This is a genomic window from Rhizobacter sp. Root1238, assembly GCF_001425825.1.
Lineage (GTDB): Bacteria > Pseudomonadota > Gammaproteobacteria > Burkholderiales > Burkholderiaceae_C > Rhizobacter.
In genome coordinates, this window is record NZ_LMDM01000005.1 from 115,328 (window position 1) to 132,866 (window position 17,539).

At 71.5% G+C, this 17,539-nt stretch carries 16 protein-coding genes; 5 read left to right on the forward strand and 11 right to left on the reverse strand.

The window, feature by feature from the left end:
- Positions 1-8: 8 nt before the first annotated feature.
- The 7 genes from ASC98_RS06020 to ASC98_RS06050 all read right to left on the reverse strand — a co-directional run bounded on the left by ASC98_RS06020 (position 9) and on the right by ASC98_RS06050 (position 8,491).
- The gene (locus ASC98_RS06020) at positions 9-2,261 is read right to left on the reverse strand and encodes a serine/threonine-protein kinase (RefSeq protein WP_056807547.1); all 2,253 of its coding nucleotides are present in this window, start codon (positions 2,259-2,261) and stop codon (positions 9-11) included.
- Positions 2,261-4,777, reverse strand: a complete 2,517-nt coding sequence (locus ASC98_RS06025) for a serine/threonine-protein kinase (RefSeq protein ID WP_056807551.1) — start codon at positions 4,775-4,777, stop codon at positions 2,261-2,263. The genes ASC98_RS06020 and ASC98_RS06025 overlap by 1 nt, the downstream gene beginning before the upstream one ends.
- Before the next feature lie 10 nt (positions 4,778-4,787).
- Positions 4,788-5,678, reverse strand: a complete 891-nt coding sequence (locus tag ASC98_RS06030) for a LuxR family transcriptional regulator (RefSeq protein ID WP_056807553.1) — start codon at positions 5,676-5,678, stop codon at positions 4,788-4,790.
- Positions 5,679-5,781: 103 nt separating this feature from the next.
- Positions 5,782-6,390 (reverse strand): sigma-70 family RNA polymerase sigma factor, encoded by a 609-nt coding sequence (locus tag ASC98_RS06035; protein WP_235581185.1) that lies wholly within the window; start codon positions 6,388-6,390, stop codon positions 5,782-5,784.
- Positions 6,391-6,547: 157 nt separating this feature from the next.
- Entirely contained in the window at positions 6,548-7,180 is a 633-nt protein-coding gene (locus ASC98_RS06040; RefSeq protein WP_056807556.1) for a hypothetical protein, read from the reverse strand.
- Between the two features lie 82 nt (positions 7,181-7,262).
- On the reverse strand, positions 7,263-7,847 hold the full coding sequence (locus ASC98_RS06045; protein ID WP_056807558.1) for a CGNR zinc finger domain-containing protein: 585 nt from the start codon (positions 7,845-7,847) through the stop codon (positions 7,263-7,265).
- Positions 7,847-8,491 carry a glutathione S-transferase family protein gene (locus tag ASC98_RS06050; protein ID WP_056807561.1) on the reverse strand — a complete coding sequence of 215 codons (645 nt, stop codon included), beginning with the start codon at positions 8,489-8,491 and terminating at the stop codon, positions 7,847-7,849. The genes ASC98_RS06045 and ASC98_RS06050 overlap by 1 nt, the downstream gene beginning before the upstream one ends.
- Before the next feature lie 115 nt (positions 8,492-8,606).
- On the opposite strand from ASC98_RS06050, the gene greB reads away from it, so the two are divergent.
- The gene (greB, locus tag ASC98_RS06055) at positions 8,607-9,164 is read left to right on the forward strand and encodes a transcription elongation factor GreB (RefSeq protein ID WP_056807563.1); all 558 of its coding nucleotides are present in this window, start codon (positions 8,607-8,609) and stop codon (positions 9,162-9,164) included.
- A gap of 24 nt (positions 9,165-9,188) precedes the next feature.
- Here greB and ASC98_RS06060 read toward each other — a convergent pair whose 3' ends face one another.
- The 3 genes from ASC98_RS06060 to gmk all read right to left on the reverse strand — a co-directional run bounded on the left by ASC98_RS06060 (position 9,189) and on the right by gmk (position 12,431).
- Positions 9,189-11,483, reverse strand: a complete 2,295-nt coding sequence (locus ASC98_RS06060) for a bifunctional (p)ppGpp synthetase/guanosine-3',5'-bis(diphosphate) 3'-pyrophosphohydrolase (RefSeq protein WP_056807566.1) — start codon at positions 11,481-11,483, stop codon at positions 9,189-9,191.
- Positions 11,484-11,590: 107 nt separating this feature from the next.
- Entirely contained in the window at positions 11,591-11,794 is a 204-nt protein-coding gene (gene rpoZ / locus ASC98_RS06065) for a DNA-directed RNA polymerase subunit omega (protein ID WP_056807569.1), read from the reverse strand.
- Between the two features lie 16 nt (positions 11,795-11,810).
- Positions 11,811-12,431: a guanylate kinase gene (gmk, locus tag ASC98_RS06070; RefSeq protein WP_056807571.1), complete on the reverse strand. Its 621-nt coding sequence runs from the start codon at positions 12,429-12,431 to the stop codon at positions 11,811-11,813.
- 115 nt (positions 12,432-12,546) lie between these two features.
- Between gmk and ASC98_RS06075 the strand changes: the two genes are divergently transcribed.
- From ASC98_RS06075 to ASC98_RS06085, 3 genes are read left to right on the forward strand one after another with little or no spacing between them, the layout of a single operon-like run.
- Positions 12,547-13,143 carry a TetR/AcrR family transcriptional regulator gene (locus ASC98_RS06075; protein WP_056807573.1) on the forward strand — a complete coding sequence of 199 codons (597 nt, stop codon included), beginning with the start codon at positions 12,547-12,549 and terminating at the stop codon, positions 13,141-13,143.
- Complete coding sequence (locus ASC98_RS06080) at positions 13,140-13,823, forward strand: NAD-dependent epimerase/dehydratase family protein (RefSeq protein ID WP_056807575.1); 684 nt, start codon at positions 13,140-13,142, stop codon at positions 13,821-13,823. The genes ASC98_RS06075 and ASC98_RS06080 overlap by 4 nt, the downstream gene beginning before the upstream one ends.
- Positions 13,813-15,024, forward strand: a complete 1,212-nt coding sequence (locus tag ASC98_RS06085; RefSeq protein ID WP_056807578.1) for an MBL fold metallo-hydrolase — start codon at positions 13,813-13,815, stop codon at positions 15,022-15,024. Before ASC98_RS06080 ends, ASC98_RS06085 begins: the two co-directional genes overlap by 11 nt.
- Before the next feature lie 4 nt (positions 15,025-15,028).
- Here the strand turns inward: ASC98_RS06085 and ASC98_RS06090 are convergent, their stop codons facing one another.
- Positions 15,029-16,486, reverse strand: coding sequence for a PLP-dependent aminotransferase family protein (locus ASC98_RS06090; RefSeq protein ID WP_056807580.1), 1,458 nt, complete (start codon positions 16,484-16,486; stop codon positions 15,029-15,031).
- A gap of 75 nt (positions 16,487-16,561) precedes the next feature.
- Here ASC98_RS06090 and ASC98_RS06095 point away from each other — a divergent pair, with 75 nt between their 5' ends.
- On the forward strand, positions 16,562-17,413 hold the full coding sequence (locus ASC98_RS06095) for a hypothetical protein (protein ID WP_056807582.1): 852 nt from the start codon (positions 16,562-16,564) through the stop codon (positions 17,411-17,413).
- Positions 17,414-17,539: the final 126 nt, after the last annotated feature.

Consider the following 17,539-nt stretch of genomic DNA (forward strand, 5'->3'; position numbering starts at 1 on the left):
ACGCCGGGCTACGGGCAGCGCGCCAGCGCGGCGCGCACCTCGGCCGGGTCGAGCTGGCCCGGCGCGAGGCCGACACGCGCCTGCAGGTCGACCAGGATCGCCAGCGAGCGGCGGTGGTGCACGCAGCTCTCGCGCGGCGCGCTGCGCGCGAGCGCACGGCCGAGCTGGAAGTGGCTGCGACCCTGGATGCGCTGCGCCGCGACATCGGCCCGCGCGCCTTCCGACAGCGACTCGAACACCGCGATCGACTCGCGCGCCGCGTGCGCACTGCCCGGCAGGTCGCCGCTGTCGTACAGCGCGCCGCTCAGGTTGTTGCTGGCCAGCGCGAGCGCCTGGCGGGCGTCCATGTTGTCGGGGTCCTGGCGCGACAGCTCGGCCAGCAGTGCCGCGCCGCGCCGGTACGCGGCGATCGCCTGCGCCGGCCGCTTGACGCGCAGCAGCGTGACGCCCAGGTTCAGGTGCTCGCTCGCGGCATAGCGCAGGTAGCTGCTGTTGTGCGGCTCGCGGTCGAGCAACTGCTGCTTCAGCCGCATCGAGGCCTCGAACGACTGCAGCGCCTGCAGGCCGCTGTCCAGCGTGTCGTCGCGCTGCGCCAGGTACTGGCCGCGCAGGTCGTGCCAGACCGACAGGCTCATCACCGCGTCGCGGTCGTCCGGCTGGCGCCGGACGATCTCGCTGAGCGCGCGGAACTCGATGTCGGCGGCCTGCAGGTAGGCCGGGAAATCGCCGGCGTAGAACTTCAGCTGGCTCAGCTGGCCGTGCATCGCCGCCAGCAGCAATGCGAAATCCCCATTCGCCGGCTGCGCGTCGACCAGCGCCTGCGCGAGCGCGATGCCGGCGCGCAGCGCCGCGTCGGCCGCCGCCAGCTCGCCGAGCGAATCCGACAACGCGCCCAGCCGCTTGTGCACCACCACCAGCTCGCGCTGCGCGGTGTCGCGGGCGCTGCCCGGCACGGCCGCGGCCAGCACCGCCGTCAGCAGCTCGCGCGCCCGCAGGTAGCTGCGGCGCGCGCCTTCCGGATCGCCCAGGTTGGCGCCGAACGGCTGGCCCTGGATGTCGCCGACCTTGCGGTAGCCGGCGGCGATCTCGGTGCGCAGGCCGGCGTCTTCCGACGGATCGGTCGACGGGTCGTTGCTCAGCTCGTTCAGGTAGCTCAGCGCATGCTCGACCACCAGCTTGCGGGCCGGCGTCGCGCCGGGCAGGTTCTGGATCGCGTCGTGCACGTCGAAGATCAGCACGCGGCCGAGCGCGCGCACGTTCGCGAAATGCTGCTCGGCGCGGGCCCGCTGGTGCTGTGCGCGCTGCGTCTCGTGCACCATCAGCGCGAGCCCGGCCGCGAGCGCCAGGTTGGCCAGCAGCGCCGCCCCGACCGCGCTGCGGTGGCGCAGCACGAAGCGGCGCACGCGGCCGCGCAGCCCGCCGCTGCGCGCCTGCACCGGCAGGCCTTCGAGGCAGCGGAACAGCTCGTCCGACAGCGCCTGCGCCGATGCATAGCGCTGCGCGGGTTCCTTGTGCAGCGCCCGGCGCAGCACCGCCTCCAGGTCGCGGTCGACGCGCGCGCCGGTGGGCGGCGGCTCGCGCTCGCAGACCTCGTGCGCCAGCGCATGCGCCGCCTGCTCGCGGTACGGGCTGCGGCCGGCCAGCAGCCGGTACAGCAGCAGCCCGAGCGCGTAGACGTCGCTGGCCGGCGTCAGTGGCAGCCCGCGCACCTGCTCCGGGCTGGCGCACGACAGCGTCATCGCGGCCGCGGCCGGCTCGCCGATGTGGCGCGCGATGCCGAAGTCGACCAGGTGCAGCTCGCCGGCGGCGCCGACCAGCAGGTTCTCCGGCTTCAGGTCGGCATGCACGATGCCTTGCTGGTGCAGGTAATGCACGACCGCGCAGGCCTCGCGCACCAGCCGCAGCCGGGCCGGCAGGGCCAGGCCCGCGTGCTCGCAGTGGCGCGTGATCGGCTCGCCGTCGACCAGCGCCATCGCGAAGTAGGGCTGGCCGGTGTCCGCGACGCCGGCGTCGAGCAGCTTCGCGAGCTGCGGATGGTCGAGGCCGGCGACGATGCGCTGCTCGCGCCGGAAGCGTTCCAGCGCGTCGGGCGACGCGGCGTCGCCGGCGGTCGTCGCCAGCTTGATCGCCACCTGCTGCTCGTACTGGCCGTCGGCCCGCGCGGCGCGCCAGACCTCGCCCATGCCGCCGCGCCCGAGCGGCGCGACCAGCCGGTACGGGCCGAAACGCTGGCCGGTGACGGCGGTCGGCGCGCGTTCCATCAGGTGCAGCGCTGCAGCGCGGCGCGCGCCGCGTCGGGGCCGATGTCGGTCGGGTCGAGCAGGCGCGCGACGTCGTCGAACATCGGCAGGCTCTGCCGGTAGCGCGCACAGGCGCCGGCCGCGTCGCCCTGCGCGTGCAGCGCCTGGCCGAGCTGGTAGTACGCGAGGCCGTGCAGGTAGTGCGTGACGATGTCGCGCCGGATGCCGTCGGGCAGCGCCTCGAAGGTGGCCACCGCGGCGGCCGCGGTGCTGCGGCTGGCCGCCGCGTCGCCGGCGGCGAGCTGCGCCTCGCTGAGCCGCACCGCCGCGCCGGCGCGGTCGGCGTTGAACTGCGGGCTGTTCGGCTCCTGCTGCGCCAGCCGCTCCAGCATCGCGATCGCGCGGCGGTGCAGCTCCAGCGCTTTCGCCGGCTGTTTCAGCCGCAGCAGCGAGCGGCCCATGCCGTGGTACTGGATCGCGAGCGTGCGCATCAGCTTGGTGTCGTTCGGGTTGGCATCGGCCAGGCGCTGCAGCAGCGCCGCGCCCTTGCCGTACGACTCCAGCGCGAGCCGCGCGCTTTCGGGCTTCAGGTCGTGGCCGAGCAGCGTCATGCCGCGCAGCCCGTAGGTGGTGGCCAGCGTGTTGGCGGCGATCGCATCGCCGGGCTCGCGCACCAGCAGCGCCTCGAGCTGCTGCGTGGCCGTCGCGGTCGATGCGAGGAAGGCCTCGTGCTGGCCTCCCTGCTGCTGCGCGCTGCCGAGCTCGGTGTACAGCGTCGCGCGCAGCCGGGCGAGCCGCAGGTTGTCGGGCTCGCCGGCGAGCAGCTCGTCGGTGGTCGCGATGCCTTGGCGCAGCGACTCGATGCCGGCGTCGGTGCGGCCCATCGACGACAGCAGCGCACCGCGGCTGGTGTACAGCAGCGCCAGCTCGCGTTGCGCGGCGCGGAAGTTCGGGTCGCGCCGCCTCGCCGGCAGCCCGAGCGGTTCGGCCAGCGCGAGGCCGCGCTCGTAGCTCGCGAGCGCGGCCACCGGGTCGCCCAGGCTGGCCTCGGCATTGCGGCCTTGCAGGTCGGCGATCTGCCGGTAGCCGCCGGCCAGCTCCAGCTGCAGCGCGGCATCGCCCTGCAGTTCGGCGCTGAGCTGCTGCAGGTAGTTCAGCGCGGTCTGCACCACCAGCTGGCGCGCCTGCGTCGAGCCGGGCAGGTCGCGGATCGCGTTGTTGACGTCCAGGATCAGCGTGTTGGTCAGCTTGCGCACGCTCGCGAAGTGGCGCTCGGCGCGCTCGCGCTGCACGTTGGCCTGCCAGGCTTCGTAGGCGGCGATGCCGATGCCGGCCGACAGCGCGAGGTTGGCGACCAGCGCGGTGCCGACCATCGCGCGATGCCGCAGCACGAAGCGGCCGGCGCGGTAGCTCCAGGCGCCGCGGCGCGCATGCACCGGCAGGCCTTCGAGGTGGCGGAACACGTCGTCGGCCAGCGCCTCGGCCGACGCATAGCGGTGCGCCGGTTCCTTGCGCAGCGCCATCAGCACCATCGCGTCGAGGTCGCCGCGCAGCTGGCGGCGCAGCCGGCCGCCGTGCGGCACCGCGCGGCTCGGGCGCGGCGGCTCGGTCTCGCAGATCGCGCGCGTCAGCGCGTAGCTGTCGGTGGCCGCGCCGTACGGGCTGGCGCGCGCCAGCAGCCGGTACAGCACGACGCCGAGCGCATAGATGTCGCTGGCCGGCGTCAGCGGCTCGCCGCGCACCTGCTCGGGGCTGGCGTAGTCGGGCGTCAGCACGCGCTGCAGCGTCAGCGTGGGCTCGCTGCCGTCGGCCCCGTCGAGCGGGCCGACGCGCTTCGCGATGCCGAAGTCGACCAGCTTGACGACGCCCTGCGGCGTGACCAGGATGTTGGCCGGCTTCAGGTCGCGGTGGATCACGCCCTGCCTGTGCGCATAGTCGACCACCAGGCAGACGCTGCGAAAGAGCTGCAGCCGCTGCGCCACCGGCAGCGCCTGTTGCTCGCAGTGGAAATCGAGCGCGATGCCGTCGACCAGCTCCATCACGAAATACGGCTCGCCGTCGGGCGTCAGGCCGGCGTCGAGCAGCTTCGCGAGGTTCGGGTGGTCGAGCGACGCCAGGATGCGGCGCTCGGCATTGAAGCGCGCGAGCAGCATCTGCTGGTCGCCGTCGGCGCGCATCAGCTTGACCGCGACGCGCTGCTCGAACTGGCCGTCGTCGCGTTCGCCGCGGTAGACCTCGCCCATGCCGCCGCGCGCGATCAGCGAGACCAGCCGATATGGCCCGAGGCGGCGGCCGATCCAGTGGCGCGACGCATGCTCGTCGATCGCCTGCAGCAGCTGCGCGGCCGGCTGCTGGTCGAGCGGCGTGTCGTCGGGCTCGGCGGCGGCGAGCAGCGATTCGAGCTCGACTTGCAGGTCCGGCTCGCCGGCGCAGCTGCGCTGCACGAACCCGGGCCGCTGGGCGAGGGGCAGCGCCAGCGCGTCGGCCACCAGGGTCTTGAGCCGCTGCCAGCGCTGCGCATCCCTCGTCAAGCTCATCGGGCTCCCTTCAGCGGCGCGCCAGGCGCTGCGCGGCCTGGGTCAGCTGCACGCGGTTGCGTGCCGCGAAGCGGCGCCGCAGCTGGCGCATGTGGTAGTCGACGGCATGCGAGGACAGCTGCAGCTCGCGCGCGATCTGCTTGTCGCTCGCACCGTGCGCGAGCTGCAGCAGGATGTCGCGCTGCACCGGGTTCAGCACTTCTTCCGGGGGCGTGACGGGACCGGACTGCGGCCAGCGGGTGTGCTGCAGGTAGAACTCGTGCAGGCACAGGCTCAGGTTCAGCAACTGGCCGAGCACCGCGTCGCCGATCCAGGCCGTCCCCGGCGTGCGCGACAGCAGGCTCAGCAGCCAGCGTTCGTCGGTGCGGCGGCCCGGCAGCGCGAGCAGGGCACCGCTGTGCATGCCGGTGGCGCGCAGGTCGGCGACGAAGCGGCCGAAGTGGGTGCCTGCCGCGTCCGCCGCCGCACCGGCGTCGTCCCATTGGTCCAGCGACCAGATGCAGGGCAGCGACGATTGCAGCGCCTCGCGCCAGCGCGGATCGACCTCGTGGTGCTTCTGCCCGAAATAGCGCTGCAGCCAGTCGATGTCGATCAGCGTGGTGCAGAACGCGGCCGGGCGCCAGCCGGCTTCGTCGCGCACCAGGCTGCCGCAGGCGAGCCAGTCGAAGCCGAGCGTCTGCATCAGGCCGCGCACCGTGCGGTGGCGTTCGCACGGGCTCTCGGCGGCCAGCAGCGCGGTCAGCAGCGACGGCCGGCGCGGGCTGCCGAGCGGATGCGACTCGATGCGCGGCGGTTCGGTGTGCAGCAGCAGCGGCGGCGGCCGCAGCACCGGCGGGCCGTGTTCGACGCCCGGCAGGTGGCCGAAGCCGCTGTCGATGTCGGCATGGATCGTGGCGTTCATCGCAACTCTCCCGAAGTTCTCGTTCCCCGTAGGGCGCAAGCTCGGGCGGCGGCGGCTCATGCAATGTGTGACGAAGCGTATCCGCGCCGCGCGCCCGGCGCGCTCAGCGGCTGGCCAGCTCGCGCAGCAGCCAGGCGCGGGCGCTGGACCATTCGCGCTTCACGGTGGCCGGCGAGATCTCGAGCGTCGCCGCGGTCTCGTCGACGCTCAACCCGCCGAAGAAGCGCAGCTCGACGACGCGGCTCTGCTGTGCATCGAGCTGCTGCAGCCGGGTCAGCGCCTGGTCGAGCGCCAGCATGTCGAGCACCGGCGTGTCGCGCGGCGAGAGTTGTGCGATGGCGGCTTCCGACAGCTCGTCGAGCGGCACGTGGGCCTGGCCGCCGCCGCGCTTGTCGGCCCCGCGCGCGCGGGCGTGATCGACCAGGATGTGACGCATCACTTTGGAGGCGAGCGCGAAGAACTGCGAGCGCGACGCCCACTGCACCGGGCGGTCGTCTGTCAGACGGAGGTAGGCCTCGTGCACCAGGCCGGTGTTCTGCAGCGTGTGCTGCGCGCGCTCATGGCGCAGGTGGCGGCCGGCGAGGCGGCGCAGCTCGTCGTACACCAGCGGCAGCACCCGGTGCAGCGCGTGCGCATCCCCGTCGGTCCAGCGCCGCAGCAACTGCGTCACCTCGCCGCCCAACACCGCATCGTTCGAGGGTCGATCGACCACGCATCCTCCGACATCCGTTGCCGAAACCGAAGCGCTTCGAGCTTACGGCACGGCGTGCCATGCGAGCGCATCCGTTTGTGACCACCCCACGCGCGACGTCGCGTGACGGGACACCGTTGCGCTGCGGCCTGCGCAGCGCGGGCCGGCACCCGCCGCTTCAGGGCGTGGCTTGCGCGCCGACCAGCCGGCCGGTGCGCGCCTGGAACGCGCAGCGGTAGGTGAACGGGATCGAGTTCATGCCGGGCGCGCGTTCGACCGCGCCCTGGCCGTCAAGCCAGGTGTCTTCGTTCGGCGCGGGCTGCAACCGGCGCGTCTCGGCATCGAACGCGATGCGGCCGACGCGCGGGTACTTGTCTTTCAGCGTCGCGGCGATCGCGGTTTCGCAGGCATCGGGCGAGACCTTGCTGAGGTCGGGCTCCCACGCTTTTTCGGCCAGTGGGCGGGAACTGCCGGTCTCGCGGAACACGACGCCCGATGTCTCGTTCGATTCGGCGTTGTACGCGCAGCGGTAGGTGAAGCCGTGCACGCCGGTCGCGGCGGTCTTGTAGCGGCCGGCGCCCTTCACGGTGGTCTCGTCGCCGGTGGCCGGCAGCAGCGAGCGCTGCGCGGCGATGAACTCGATGTCGCGCGCTTCCTTGCCGCGCATCTCGCGAATGGTGTCGGCCACCGCGGCCTCGCAGCGTTCGGCGGGTTTCGCCTCGGCCGCCGCCGGCGCGGGCGCCGGGGCCGCCAGCACCGCACGGGCCGTGGACAGCAGGATCAGAAAGGGCAGGGACCGGATCAGGCGCATGGGACGACGACGTGGGAGGTGGGAGGGGGAAGCAGCGGCAAGGGTACACGCTGCGCCGCGCGAGGGGAACCGCTGTTGCACCTCAGGCGTCCCCCGCGCCGGCCGAGCGGCGGGCGTGGTGGCGCTGCACCTTGGCGCGGTTGCCGCAGTCGCCCATCGAGCACCAGCGGCGCGGCGCGCCGCGGCTGTCGTCGAGGAACAGCCAGCCGCACAGCGGACCGGCGCACAGCCGCATGCGCGCGGCCCGCGGCGAGCAGAACAGCGACAGGCCCTCGCGCGCCAGCAGCGTGCGCAGCGAGAGCGCGCTGTCGTCGGCGCTGCCGCGCCAGCGCAGGCCGGCCTGCGTGTGGCTGACGCGCGGACCGTCGCCGGCGGCGAGCTCGTTCAGCAGCGCGAGCGCCGCGGCCGGCGGCTTGCCGCCCTGCGCGATCGCGAGGCCGGTGCGGAACACCGCCTCGCGCGCGGCGACCACTGGCGCGAAATCGTCGGCCGAGGCCTTCAGGGCCGCCGCGCCGCGCGCATCGACCAGGTCTTGCTCGACGCACCACTGGGCGAAGCGCGCCCAGCTGCCCAGGCGCTCGGACGGTACGTCGGCCAGGTGATCGCCAGCGGTGTTCGCGAACTCCAGCGCCAGCGCGCCGCCGACGCCGGCCGAGATGCCGGCCATCAGGACGCCGCGGGCCAGTAGCGCCGTTCGGTCTCGGCGAAGCGTGGGTGCGTGTCGATGCGCGACAGCAGCGCGGCGAACGCGGGGCGGGATGCGGCAAGGTGCGGGCGGGTGCCGAAGCACTTCGACAGCGCGGCGGCCATCAGGTCGAGCGCGCCCGGGGCGTCGCCGGCGAGGAAGCCGGTCGATGGCGCAAGAAAGCTGTCGGCGAACACCTCCCACAGCCCGTGCAGGTGGCGACGCGTCTGCGCGCGGATGCGCCGGGCCTCGTCATCGCTGCAGGCCTCGCAGAAGCGCTCGGGGAAATCGATCACCGTGATGGCCGGGTAGACGTTGGCCGCCAGATAGACGAGGCCGCGCAGGTGGCTGGCGCGGCGGGCGGCGTCGGCAGGCAGCAACCGTGCCTCGGGGTGCGTCAGGCCGAGGTGGATCAGGATCGCGGCCGTTTCGGTCAGCAGCTCGCCGCTGGCGCCCTGCAGCGTCGGGATCTGCACCAGCGGGTTGACCGCCTTCAGCCGGTCGCGGCCGGGCGATTCGGTCCACGGGGCGGCTTCGACGGTCTCGAACGGCACGCCGCACAGGCGCAGCGCGGCATCGACGGCGGCGCAGCCGACCGATCCGGGGGTGGCGAAAAGCGTGTACATGCTGGATTCCTGGTGCGTGAATCCGGCTCATTCTGCCTAACCGGTTAGGCAAGTCAATCACCCTGGTCGCAGCGCAACGGCGCCGGCGGGCCGCAGTTGGGTTCAAATCGCGCCCATGAGCAAGGCCTTCACCAAAGAGAGCGATTCCGACGGCGACGACGATGACGACATCGGCCTGCCGGCGTTGCCGCAGGGCACGCGCAACTACGTGACGCCGGCCGGCTACCAGGCGCTGCGCCACGAGCTGCTGACGCTGCTGGACGACGAGCGGCCGAAGGTGGTCGAGGTGGTGTCGTGGGCCGCGAAGAACGGCGACCGCTCCGAGAACGGCGACTACCTGTACGGCAAGAAGCGGCTGCGCGAGATCGACCGGCGCATCCGCTTCCTGACCAAGCGGCTCGACATCGCCGAGGTGGCCGATCCGTCGCTGCACCACGGCAACGACCAGGTGTTCTTCGGCGCGACCGTGACCTATGCGAACGAGCGTGGCGAGGAGCGCACCGTCACGATCAAGGGCGTCGACGAGTCGGACAGCAGCAAGGGCGAGATCAGCTGGATCGCGCCGATCGCGCGGGCGCTGCTGAAGGCGCGCGTGGGGGACGAGGTGCAGCTGATGACGCCGGGCGGGCTGGAGCGGATCGAGGTGGTGGACGTCTCGTATCCGAAGCCGTAGGAATGCCCGGATGCCAATCCGGGATCACGGCTTCACGCGGACAACCTTCAAGACAGGCGCCGCGCGGCGCAGCGTGCGCATCACGTCGGCCAGGTGCAGCCGGTCGCGCACGCTCAGCAGCAGCCGCAGCTCGATCGTCTGCGCGGCCGGTTCGTCGTCCATGTCGATGTGGGTGATGTCGGCCTCGGCCTCGCTGACGGCCGCCGCCACCTGCGCCAGCACGCCCTTGCCGTTCTTCAGCAGCAGCGTGACGCCGGTCTCGAACGCCCGCATCGGTTCTTCGGCCCATTCGACCGTCATCCAGCGCTCGCTGTCGCGCTCGAACAGCCGCTTGGCGGTCGAGCAGTCGACGGTGTGCACCAGCAGCCCTTCGCCGCGGCCCAGGTAGCCGACGATCGCGTCGCCGGGGATCGGCCGGCAGCAGGGCGCCATCTGCACCGACGCGCCCTCGCTGCCGTCGATCACCACCAGGCCCTGCGACGGCGCGTTGTCGTCGGCGGCGTAGCGGCCCATCGTCAGCGTCAGCGCATCGGGGCGTTCGCCGCGCTCGCCCATCATCTGTGCCAGCCGCTTCGCGACGATGGTCGCGATCTTGCGGCCCAGGCCGATGTCGATCAGCAGCTCGGCGCGCGAGCGGGTGCCGCTCCAGCGCGCGAGCTGCTGCCACAGCGCGCCGGCCGCGGCATCGGCCGGGTCGTTGGCCGGCATGTTCAGGCCTTCGGCGCGCAGCGCCTGCGCGAGCAGCTTCTCGCCCAGCTGCTGCGACTCTTCCTGCTCCATGTTCTTCAGGTAGTGGCGGATCTTCGAGCGCGCCCGGCCGGTGCGCACGAAGTTCAGCCAGGCCGGGTTCGGCCGCGCGCCGGGCGCGGTGACGACCTCGACCACGTCGCCGCTGCGCAGCTCGGTGCGCAGTGCGACCGGGTCGCCGTTGACCTTGGCCGCGACGCAGTGGTCGCCGACGTCGGAGTGGATCGCGTACGCGAAGTCGACCGGCGTCGCGCCGCGCGGCAGCGCCATGATGCGCGACTTCGGCGTGAACACGTAGACCGCATCGGGGAACAGGTCGATCTTGACGTGCTCGAGGAATTCGTTGGCGTCGCGCGTCTCGTCCTGGATGTCGATCAGCGACTGCAGCCACAGCGTGCCCAGGCGCTGCGCGTCGTGCAGCTGGGTGTTACCGCCGGCCTTGTACATCCAGTGCGCGGCAATGCCTTTTTCGGCCACCGCATGCATCGGCTCGGTGCGGATCTGGAACTCGACCGCGGTGCCCAACGGGCTCACCAGCGTGGTGTGCAGCGACTGGTAGCCGTTCGCCTTCGGAATCGCGATGTAGTCCTTGAAGCGCCCGGGCAGCGGCTTGTACAGCTGGTGCAGCACGCCGAGCGCCAGGTAGCACTCCGGCAGCGTGCCGACGACGATGCGGAAGCCGAAGATGTCGTTGACCTGCGCGAAGCTGAAGTGCTTCTCGCGCATCTTGCTGTAGATGGAATAGAGCGTCTTCTCGCGGCCGAACACCTGCACGTTCTGCTGGGCCTGCGGTTGCGCGTCGGCGAAGGCCTTCTCGACCTCGCGCTGGATGCGCTCGACGATGTCGCGCCGGTAGCCGCGCGCGCGCAGCACCGCCTTCGACAGCGCCGCATGGCGCCACGGCCGGGTGTGCTGGAACGACAGCTCCTGCAGCTCGCGGTAGGTCTGGTTCAGGCCGAGCCGGTGGGCGATCGGCGCGTAGATGTCGAGCGTCTCGCGCGCGATGCGCATGCGCTTGGCCGGCGCCATCGCGTCCATCGTGCGCATGTTGTGCAGGCGGTCGGCGAGCTTGATCAGGATCACGCGCACGTCGCGCGCCATCGCGAGCAGCATCTTGCGGAAGGATTCGGCCTGCGATTCCTCGCGCGTGGAAAACTGCAGCTTGTCGAGCTTGGTCAGGCCGTCGACCAGGTCGGCGGTGGACGAGCCGAAGCGCTCGATCAGCTCGACCTTGGTGACGCCGCAGTCTTCCATCGCGTCGTGCATCAGCGCCGCCATGATGGCCTGCGCGTCGAGCTTCCAGTCGGCGCACAGGCCGGCGACCGCGATCGGGTGCGTGATGTAGGGCTCGCCGCTCGCGCGGAACTGGCCCAGGTGGGCCTCGTCGGCGAAGCGGTAGGCCTCGCGCACGCGCTTGATGTCGGCGGCGTCGAGGTAGTCGAGCTTGTGGGTCAGCGCCGCGAACGACGCGGCTGCGGCGTCTTTCGTGGCTGCCGGCACCGGCGTGCTGCCGCGGCCCGACGGGGCGGGCGGCGCTTCACGCAAGGCAGTGGCCGGAGAACGGGCGTTCATGGCCCGAATTTATCGCGGATTCGACGCAGACGCCGTCGTGGGGACGCAGCAAGGGAAAACGCGAACGGCCCGCGAGGGGCCGTCCGGGCGATGTTCGGAGCAGAAATTCAGATCGGCACCTTGCGCAGCATCTCGATGCCGATTTCGCCGGCGGCGATCTCGCGCAGCGCGGTCACGACCGGCTTGTTCTTGGTGTCGATCTTCGGGGCGTGGCCCTGGCTCAGCATGCGGGCGCGGTAGGTGGCGGCCAGCACGAGCTGGAAGCGGTTCGGGATCTTGGTCAGGCAGTCTTCGACGGTGATGCGGGCCATGGTGAAGAACTCCTGCTCAGTTGAGATTGAGGTTGGCAAAGACAGCAGGTTTGCTTCTTTGCAGCGCAGCGTACTTGAGCCGCTGCGAATGAACGATCGCCTTCAGGTCGAAGAGCGCCGTTTCGAACAAGGCGTTGATGATAACAAAGTCGAAATGCCGGGCTTGCGCCACCTCGACGCGGGCGTTCGTCAGCCGCTGGTCGATCACGTCCGGGTGGTCTTCGCCGCGCCGGTTCAGGCGTTGCGCGAGTTCTTCCCAGCTGGGCGGCAGGATGAAGATCAGGATCGCGTTCGGGAACAGCTTCTTGATCTGCAGCGCGCCCTGCCAGTCGATCTCGAGCACCACGTCGTGGCCGCCGGCAATGCGCTCCTCGATCGCCTGGCGCGAGGTGCCGTAGAGGTTGCCGTGCACCTCGGCCCATTCGAAGAAGTCGCCGGCAGCGATCTTGGCGCGGAATGCGGGTTCGCTGATGAAGAAGTACTCGCGCCCGTCCTGCTCCTGGCCGCGCGGCGCGCGGGTGGTGTGCGAGACCGAGACGACCAGGTGCGAATCGAGTTCCAGCAAGGCCTTCACGAGGCTCGATTTGCCGGCGCCGCTGGGGGCGGCCACCACGAAGAGATTGCCGGGGTAATCCATCGCGCGGGATTTTGCACCAGCGCCGCCTGCCTTCCCAGGTGGAAAGTCGCTTGACGACCGGCTTCGTGCTTTTTATGATTGAGTGCTTGCTCAATTAAACCCGGCGCAGAACCCCATGGCCCGACCCCGCAGCGAGGACAAGCGCAACGCGATCCTCGACGCCGCGATCGAAGAATTCGCCGCCCGCGGCGTGTGGTCGACGCCGACCTCGGCGATCTCGCGCACGGCGGGTGTCGCCGAGGGCACGCTGTTCACCTACTTCGCGACCAAGGACGTGCTGGTCAACGAGCTGTACCGCACGCTGAAGGTCGAGCTGGCCGAGGCGCTGATGAGCACCTACCCGGCGCAGGCCACGTCGCGCGAGAAGTTCGAGCATGTGTGGATGCAGTACCTGCGGTGGGCGATGGCCCACCCGCTGAAGTGCAAGGTGATGGGCCAGCTGCGGGTGTCCGACCGCATCACGCCCGAGACCCGCGAGGCCGGGAGCGCGCCGTTTGCCGAGCTGCTGCGTGAAGGCGAGGCGTGCGTGCGGCGCAAGGTCTTCGTCGACCAGCCGGTGCAGTTCATCGGCGCGATGTTCAACGGCCTGGCCGAGGCCACGATGGCCGCGCTGGCCGAGCCCGACGGCAGCGGCACCGACTACGCCGCGGCCGGCTTCGATGTGTTCTGGCGCGGCATCGCGCGCCCGGCGATGAAAAAGGAAACTCCATGAAGGTCCTGATCTTCGGCGCCACCGGCATGGTGGGCCACGGCGTGCTGCGCGAATGCCTGCTCGCCGACGACGTGACGCAGGTGCTCAGCGTCGGCCGCAGCCCGCTTGCGCAGCAGCACCCGAAGCTCGCGAGCGTGGTGCAGCCCGACCTGTTCGACCTGGCGGCCGCCGAGGCGCAGTTGCGCGATGTCGACGCCTGCTTCTTCTGCCTCGGTGTGTCGTCGGTCGGCATGAGCGAGGCCGACTACCGCCGCCAGACGCTCGACCTGACGCTGTCGATCGCGCAGACGCTGGCGCGTACGAGCCCGCAGGCGTGCTTCGTCTACGTGTCCGGCACCGGCACCGACAGCAGCGAGCAGGGCCGCTCGATGTGGGCCCGCGTCAAGGGCCGCACCGAGAACGAACTGATGCGGCTGCCGTTCCGCTCCGCGTTCATGTTCCGCCCTGGCGTGATTCAGCCGCTCAACGGCGCGCGCTCCAAGGTGGGCTGGATCCACGCCTTCTACGTGGTGCTTGGGCCGGTGCTGAGCGGCCTGCGGGCCCTGTTCCCGCGCAGCCTGCTGAGCACCGTGGTGATCGGCCGGGCGATGCTGGCCGCGGCGCGCGCGCCGGCGGCGCGGCGGGTGCTTGAGCCGGCCGACATCTACGCATTGAGCCAGGAGACCGCCGATGGGCGCTGAGAAAAAATCCGGCTGGCGCCGGCTGGGCTGGGGCCTGCTGGCGATCGCGGCGGGCGTCGGGCTGCTGCTGGCCAGCGCGTGCACCGGCTTCGGCGAGCTGCACCGCGGCCAGGCCGAACAGCGGCCGCTCGAAGCCTCGCCGCAATGGCATGACGGCCAGTTCAACAACCCGCAGCCGATGTGGAGCAACATGAAGGAGGCGCTGCTGCGCGCTTTCGAGAGCACGCCCGATGGCGCGCCCCAGTCCGCGGTGCCGGTGCTGGCGAGCCAGGGCGAAGCACTCGCGACGCTGCCGGCCAGCGGACTGCGGGTGACCTGGTTCGGCCATTCGTCGACGCTGCTCGAGATCGACGGCACGCGCGTGCTGCTCGACCCGATCTGGAGCGAGCGCGCGTCGCCGGTCGGCTGGATCGGCCCGAAGCGCTGGTTCGCGCCGCCGATCGCGCTCGACAAGCTGCCGCCGGTGGACGTGGTGCTGGTCTCGCACGACCACTACGACCACCTCGATGCCGGCACCGTCCGAGCGCTGCAGGCGCGAGGCGCGCGCTTCGTCGTGCCGCTGGGCATCGGCGGGCACCTGCGCGGCTGGGGCGTGCCGGCCGACCGCATCGTCGAGCTCGACTGGTGGCAGTCGACGCAGGTCGGCACGCTGCAGGTCACGTCGACGCCGGCGCGCCATGCCTCCGGCCGCCTCAACCCGCAGAGCGATCGCACGCTGTGGACCGGCTTCGCGCTGGTCGGCACGGCGCACCGCGTCTACTACTCCGGCGACACCGGCCTGTTCGAGGAGATGAACGACATCGGCAAGCGCCTGGGCCCGTTCGACCTGACGCTGATCGAGTCGGGGCAGTACGACGCCGACTGGCCCGACTGGCACCTCGGCCCGGAGCAGGCGGTGCTGGTGCACCAGCGCGTGCACGGCAAGCTGATGATGCCGGTGCACTGGGGCCTGTTCGCGCTCGCGCACCATGGCTGGACCGAGCCGGTCGAACGCGTGCTGGCGGCCGCGGCCTGCCAGGGGGTCAGCGTGCTGACGCCGCGGCCGGGGCAGAGCGTCGAACCCGGGCGCGTCGCGGCGCCGGGGCGCTGGTGGCCGCAGCAGGCGTGGCGCAGCGCGGCCGAGAGGCCGGTGGTGGCGACGAAGAACGGCAACGGCGCCGATCGCGTGCAACTGCCGGCTTGCGTCGCTTCGGCGTCCTGAGTCGTCAGGGCCGGCGCACGGCCTGCGCCAGCGCGCGGATGCCGGGCTCGATGTCGGCGGATTCGATCAGCCCGTAGCCGAAGACGAGGCCGTTCAGCACCAGCGGTGGTCGCGCGCTGGGCGCCAGCGTCGCGATGCGGATGTCGGCCCGGGCGGCCGCGGCCTGCCATCGCGCCGCGCGGTCGGGCGCGCGCACGGCGGCGCTCAGGTGCAGGCCGGCCAGCGACGGCACCGGCGCGAGCCGGTCCGGGAGGTGCTGTTGCAACGCCTCCAGAAGGGTGGCGTGCCGCTCGGCGTACAGCGCGCGCATCTTGCGCACATGGCGGGCCAGGTGGCCTTCGGCGATGAAGCTGGCCAGCGTGGCCTGGTTGACCGCCGGCACATGCCAGTTGTGCCGAAGCCGCGCCGCGACCAGCGCCGGCACGGCCCACGGCGGCGCGACGGCGAAGCCGATGCGCAGCGCCATGAACATGCTCTTCGCGAAAGTGCCGACGTAGAACACGCGCTGCCCGCGGTCGAGCGTCTGCAACGCGTCAAGCGGGCGGCCGCCGAGGCGGAACTCGCCGTCGTAGTCGTCCTCGATCACCAGCGCGTCGTGGGTGCGAGCGTGGGCCAGCAAGGCGTGGCGCCGCGCCGCCGACATCGCGACGCCGAGCGGCGACTGGTGCGACGGCGACACCGCGATCACGTCGACGCGCGGCGGCAGTTGGTCGACGCACAGTCCGTGCGCGTCGATGCCGATGTCGTGCAGTCGTGCGCCGGCCCGCTCGAAGGCGGCATGCAGCGGCGGGTAGCCGGGGTTCTCCAGCGCGACCGCGGTACGACCCGACGTGACGAGGATGCGCACCAGCAGGTCGAAGGCCTGCTGCGCACCGGCCGTCACGACGACGGCATCGGCATCGCAGGCCACGGCGCGGGTATGCGACACATGGTGCGCGATGGCCTCACGCAATCGCGGGCCGCCTTGCGGATCGCTGCCGGCGCCGCTGGTCCGCGCGGCGGCCCGCAGTGCGCGCGATGCGAGGCGCCGCCACACGTCGAACGGAAAGCGCCGCTGGTCGGGGTAGCCGGTGCGGAAGTCGAAGCGCGGTGCCGTGGCGGGCGCAGCCGAGGCCGAGCCGGCGTCGCGCCACGCTGCGGCGAGCTTGTGGCTGGGCACGCTGTCGTGGGTGTGCGGCGTGGATGTCGTCGTTGCCGCCCGCGCCGCGACGAAGGTGCCCGACCCCTGGCGGGCCTCGACATGGCCTTCGGACAGCAGCAGGTCGTAAACACCGGTCGCCGTGCTGCGCGACACGCCGACCATCGTGGCCAGCACGCGCGACGCCGGCAGCCGCAGGCCGGGCGCGAGGCGGCCTTCGACGATCGCGGCCCGGAGCTGCCGGTGCAGCGCCTGCAAAAGGGTGCCGGATCCTGGCGCGGGCAAGTCGATGTCGATGTCGAAAAGTGGACTGCTCGAAGTCATGCAAAGTGGCCCTGGGAGCGGACCACATTGGACGGCATCCTGCCGCCATCGACAAGCCACTGCGAGGAGCAAGCCATGCGTCACCCGATCTGCGCCACCTGCGGAACCCAGTTCGCCGAAGCGACCACGGATCCGGGGCGTTGCCCGATCTGCGAGGACGACCGGCAGTACGTCGGCTGGCAGGGCCAGCGCTGGACCACGATGGCCGAACTGGCCGCCCGCCACACCCTGCGGCTGGAGGACGACGGCGGCGTGCTGGGCATCGGCCTCGCGCCGGGCTTCGCGATCGACCAGCGCGCGATGTGGCTGCCCACCGACGCGGGGAACATCCTGTGGGAGTGCGTCAGCCTGGTGACCGACGATGCGGTGGCCGCGTTGAAGGCGCGCGGCGGCGTCGACCTGATCGCGATCTCGCACCCGCATTTCTACGCGTCGATGGTCGACTGGAGCGACGCGCTGGGCGGCGTGCCGATTCTGCTGCACGAGGCCGACCGCGAGTGGGTGATGAGGCCGTCGAGCCGCATCCGCTTCTGGCAGGGCGACGAACTGCGGCTGTCCGAGGGCGTCGCGCTGTTGCGCTGCGGCGGCCACTTCGCGGGCAGCACGGCCTTGCACTGGCAGCACAGCCCGCGGCCCGGCGGCGCGCTGTTTCCGGGCGACGCGCTGCAGGTGGTGGCGGACCGCCGGCATGTGTCGTTCATGTACAGCTACCCGAACCTGGTGCCGATGAAGCCGGCCGACGTCCTGCGCATGCGGCACGTGATGGAGGGGCGCTCGTTCGACGATGTGTTCGGCTACACCTGGGGCCGCAACATCCGCGGCGGAGGGCGCTCGGCGGTCGATGAATCCTTCGACCGCTACCTGCATGCGGTGGGCGTCGAGACCGATGAATCGTCGTCGCGAAAAAAGGTGTTGACGACAAAGTAAAGACTATTTACAGTCCGCCTCCTCGATTGATTGAACGACGTTTTTCAGGACCCTGCATCGTGAACAAGCCGCTCCACGCCATCGCCCACCGACCCCTGCAGGGGCAGGTCGCGCTGCTGTGCCAGT

Excerpts from the sequence above, each read along its gene's own strand:
- ASC98_RS06060 (WP_056807566.1), bottom strand. The coding sequence starts at position 11,483 with ATGAACGCCCGTTCTCCGGCCACTGCCTTGCGTGAAGCGCCGCCCGCC.
- ASC98_RS06030 (WP_056807553.1), bottom strand. The coding sequence starts at position 5,678 with ATGAACGCCACGATCCATGCCGACATCGACAGCGGCTTCGGCCACCTG.
- greB (WP_056807563.1), top strand. The coding sequence starts at position 8,607 with ATGAGCAAGGCCTTCACCAAAGAGAGCGATTCCGACGGCGACGACGAT.
- ASC98_RS06045 (WP_056807558.1), bottom strand. The coding sequence starts at position 7,847 with ATGGCCGGCATCTCGGCCGGCGTCGGCGGCGCGCTGGCGCTGGAGTTC.
- rpoZ (WP_056807569.1), bottom strand. The coding sequence starts at position 11,794 with ATGGCCCGCATCACCGTCGAAGACTGCCTGACCAAGATCCCGAACCGC.
- ASC98_RS06080 (WP_056807575.1), top strand. The coding sequence starts at position 13,140 with ATGAAGGTCCTGATCTTCGGCGCCACCGGCATGGTGGGCCACGGCGTG.
- gmk (WP_056807571.1), bottom strand. The coding sequence starts at position 12,431 with ATGGATTACCCCGGCAATCTCTTCGTGGTGGCCGCCCCCAGCGGCGCC.
- ASC98_RS06095 (WP_056807582.1), top strand. The coding sequence starts at position 16,562 with ATGCGTCACCCGATCTGCGCCACCTGCGGAACCCAGTTCGCCGAAGCG.
- ASC98_RS06090 (WP_056807580.1), bottom strand. The coding sequence starts at position 16,486 with ATGACTTCGAGCAGTCCACTTTTCGACATCGACATCGACTTGCCCGCG.
- ASC98_RS06025 (WP_056807551.1), bottom strand. The coding sequence starts at position 4,777 with ATGAGCTTGACGAGGGATGCGCAGCGCTGGCAGCGGCTCAAGACCCTG.
- ASC98_RS06085 (WP_056807578.1), top strand. The coding sequence starts at position 13,813 with ATGGGCGCTGAGAAAAAATCCGGCTGGCGCCGGCTGGGCTGGGGCCTG.
- ASC98_RS06020 (WP_056807547.1), bottom strand. The coding sequence starts at position 2,261 with ATGGAACGCGCGCCGACCGCCGTCACCGGCCAGCGTTTCGGCCCGTAC.
- ASC98_RS06040 (WP_056807556.1), bottom strand. The coding sequence starts at position 7,180 with ATGCGCCTGATCCGGTCCCTGCCCTTTCTGATCCTGCTGTCCACGGCC.
- ASC98_RS06050 (WP_056807561.1), bottom strand. The coding sequence starts at position 8,491 with ATGTACACGCTTTTCGCCACCCCCGGATCGGTCGGCTGCGCCGCCGTC.
- ASC98_RS06075 (WP_056807573.1), top strand. The coding sequence starts at position 12,547 with ATGGCCCGACCCCGCAGCGAGGACAAGCGCAACGCGATCCTCGACGCC.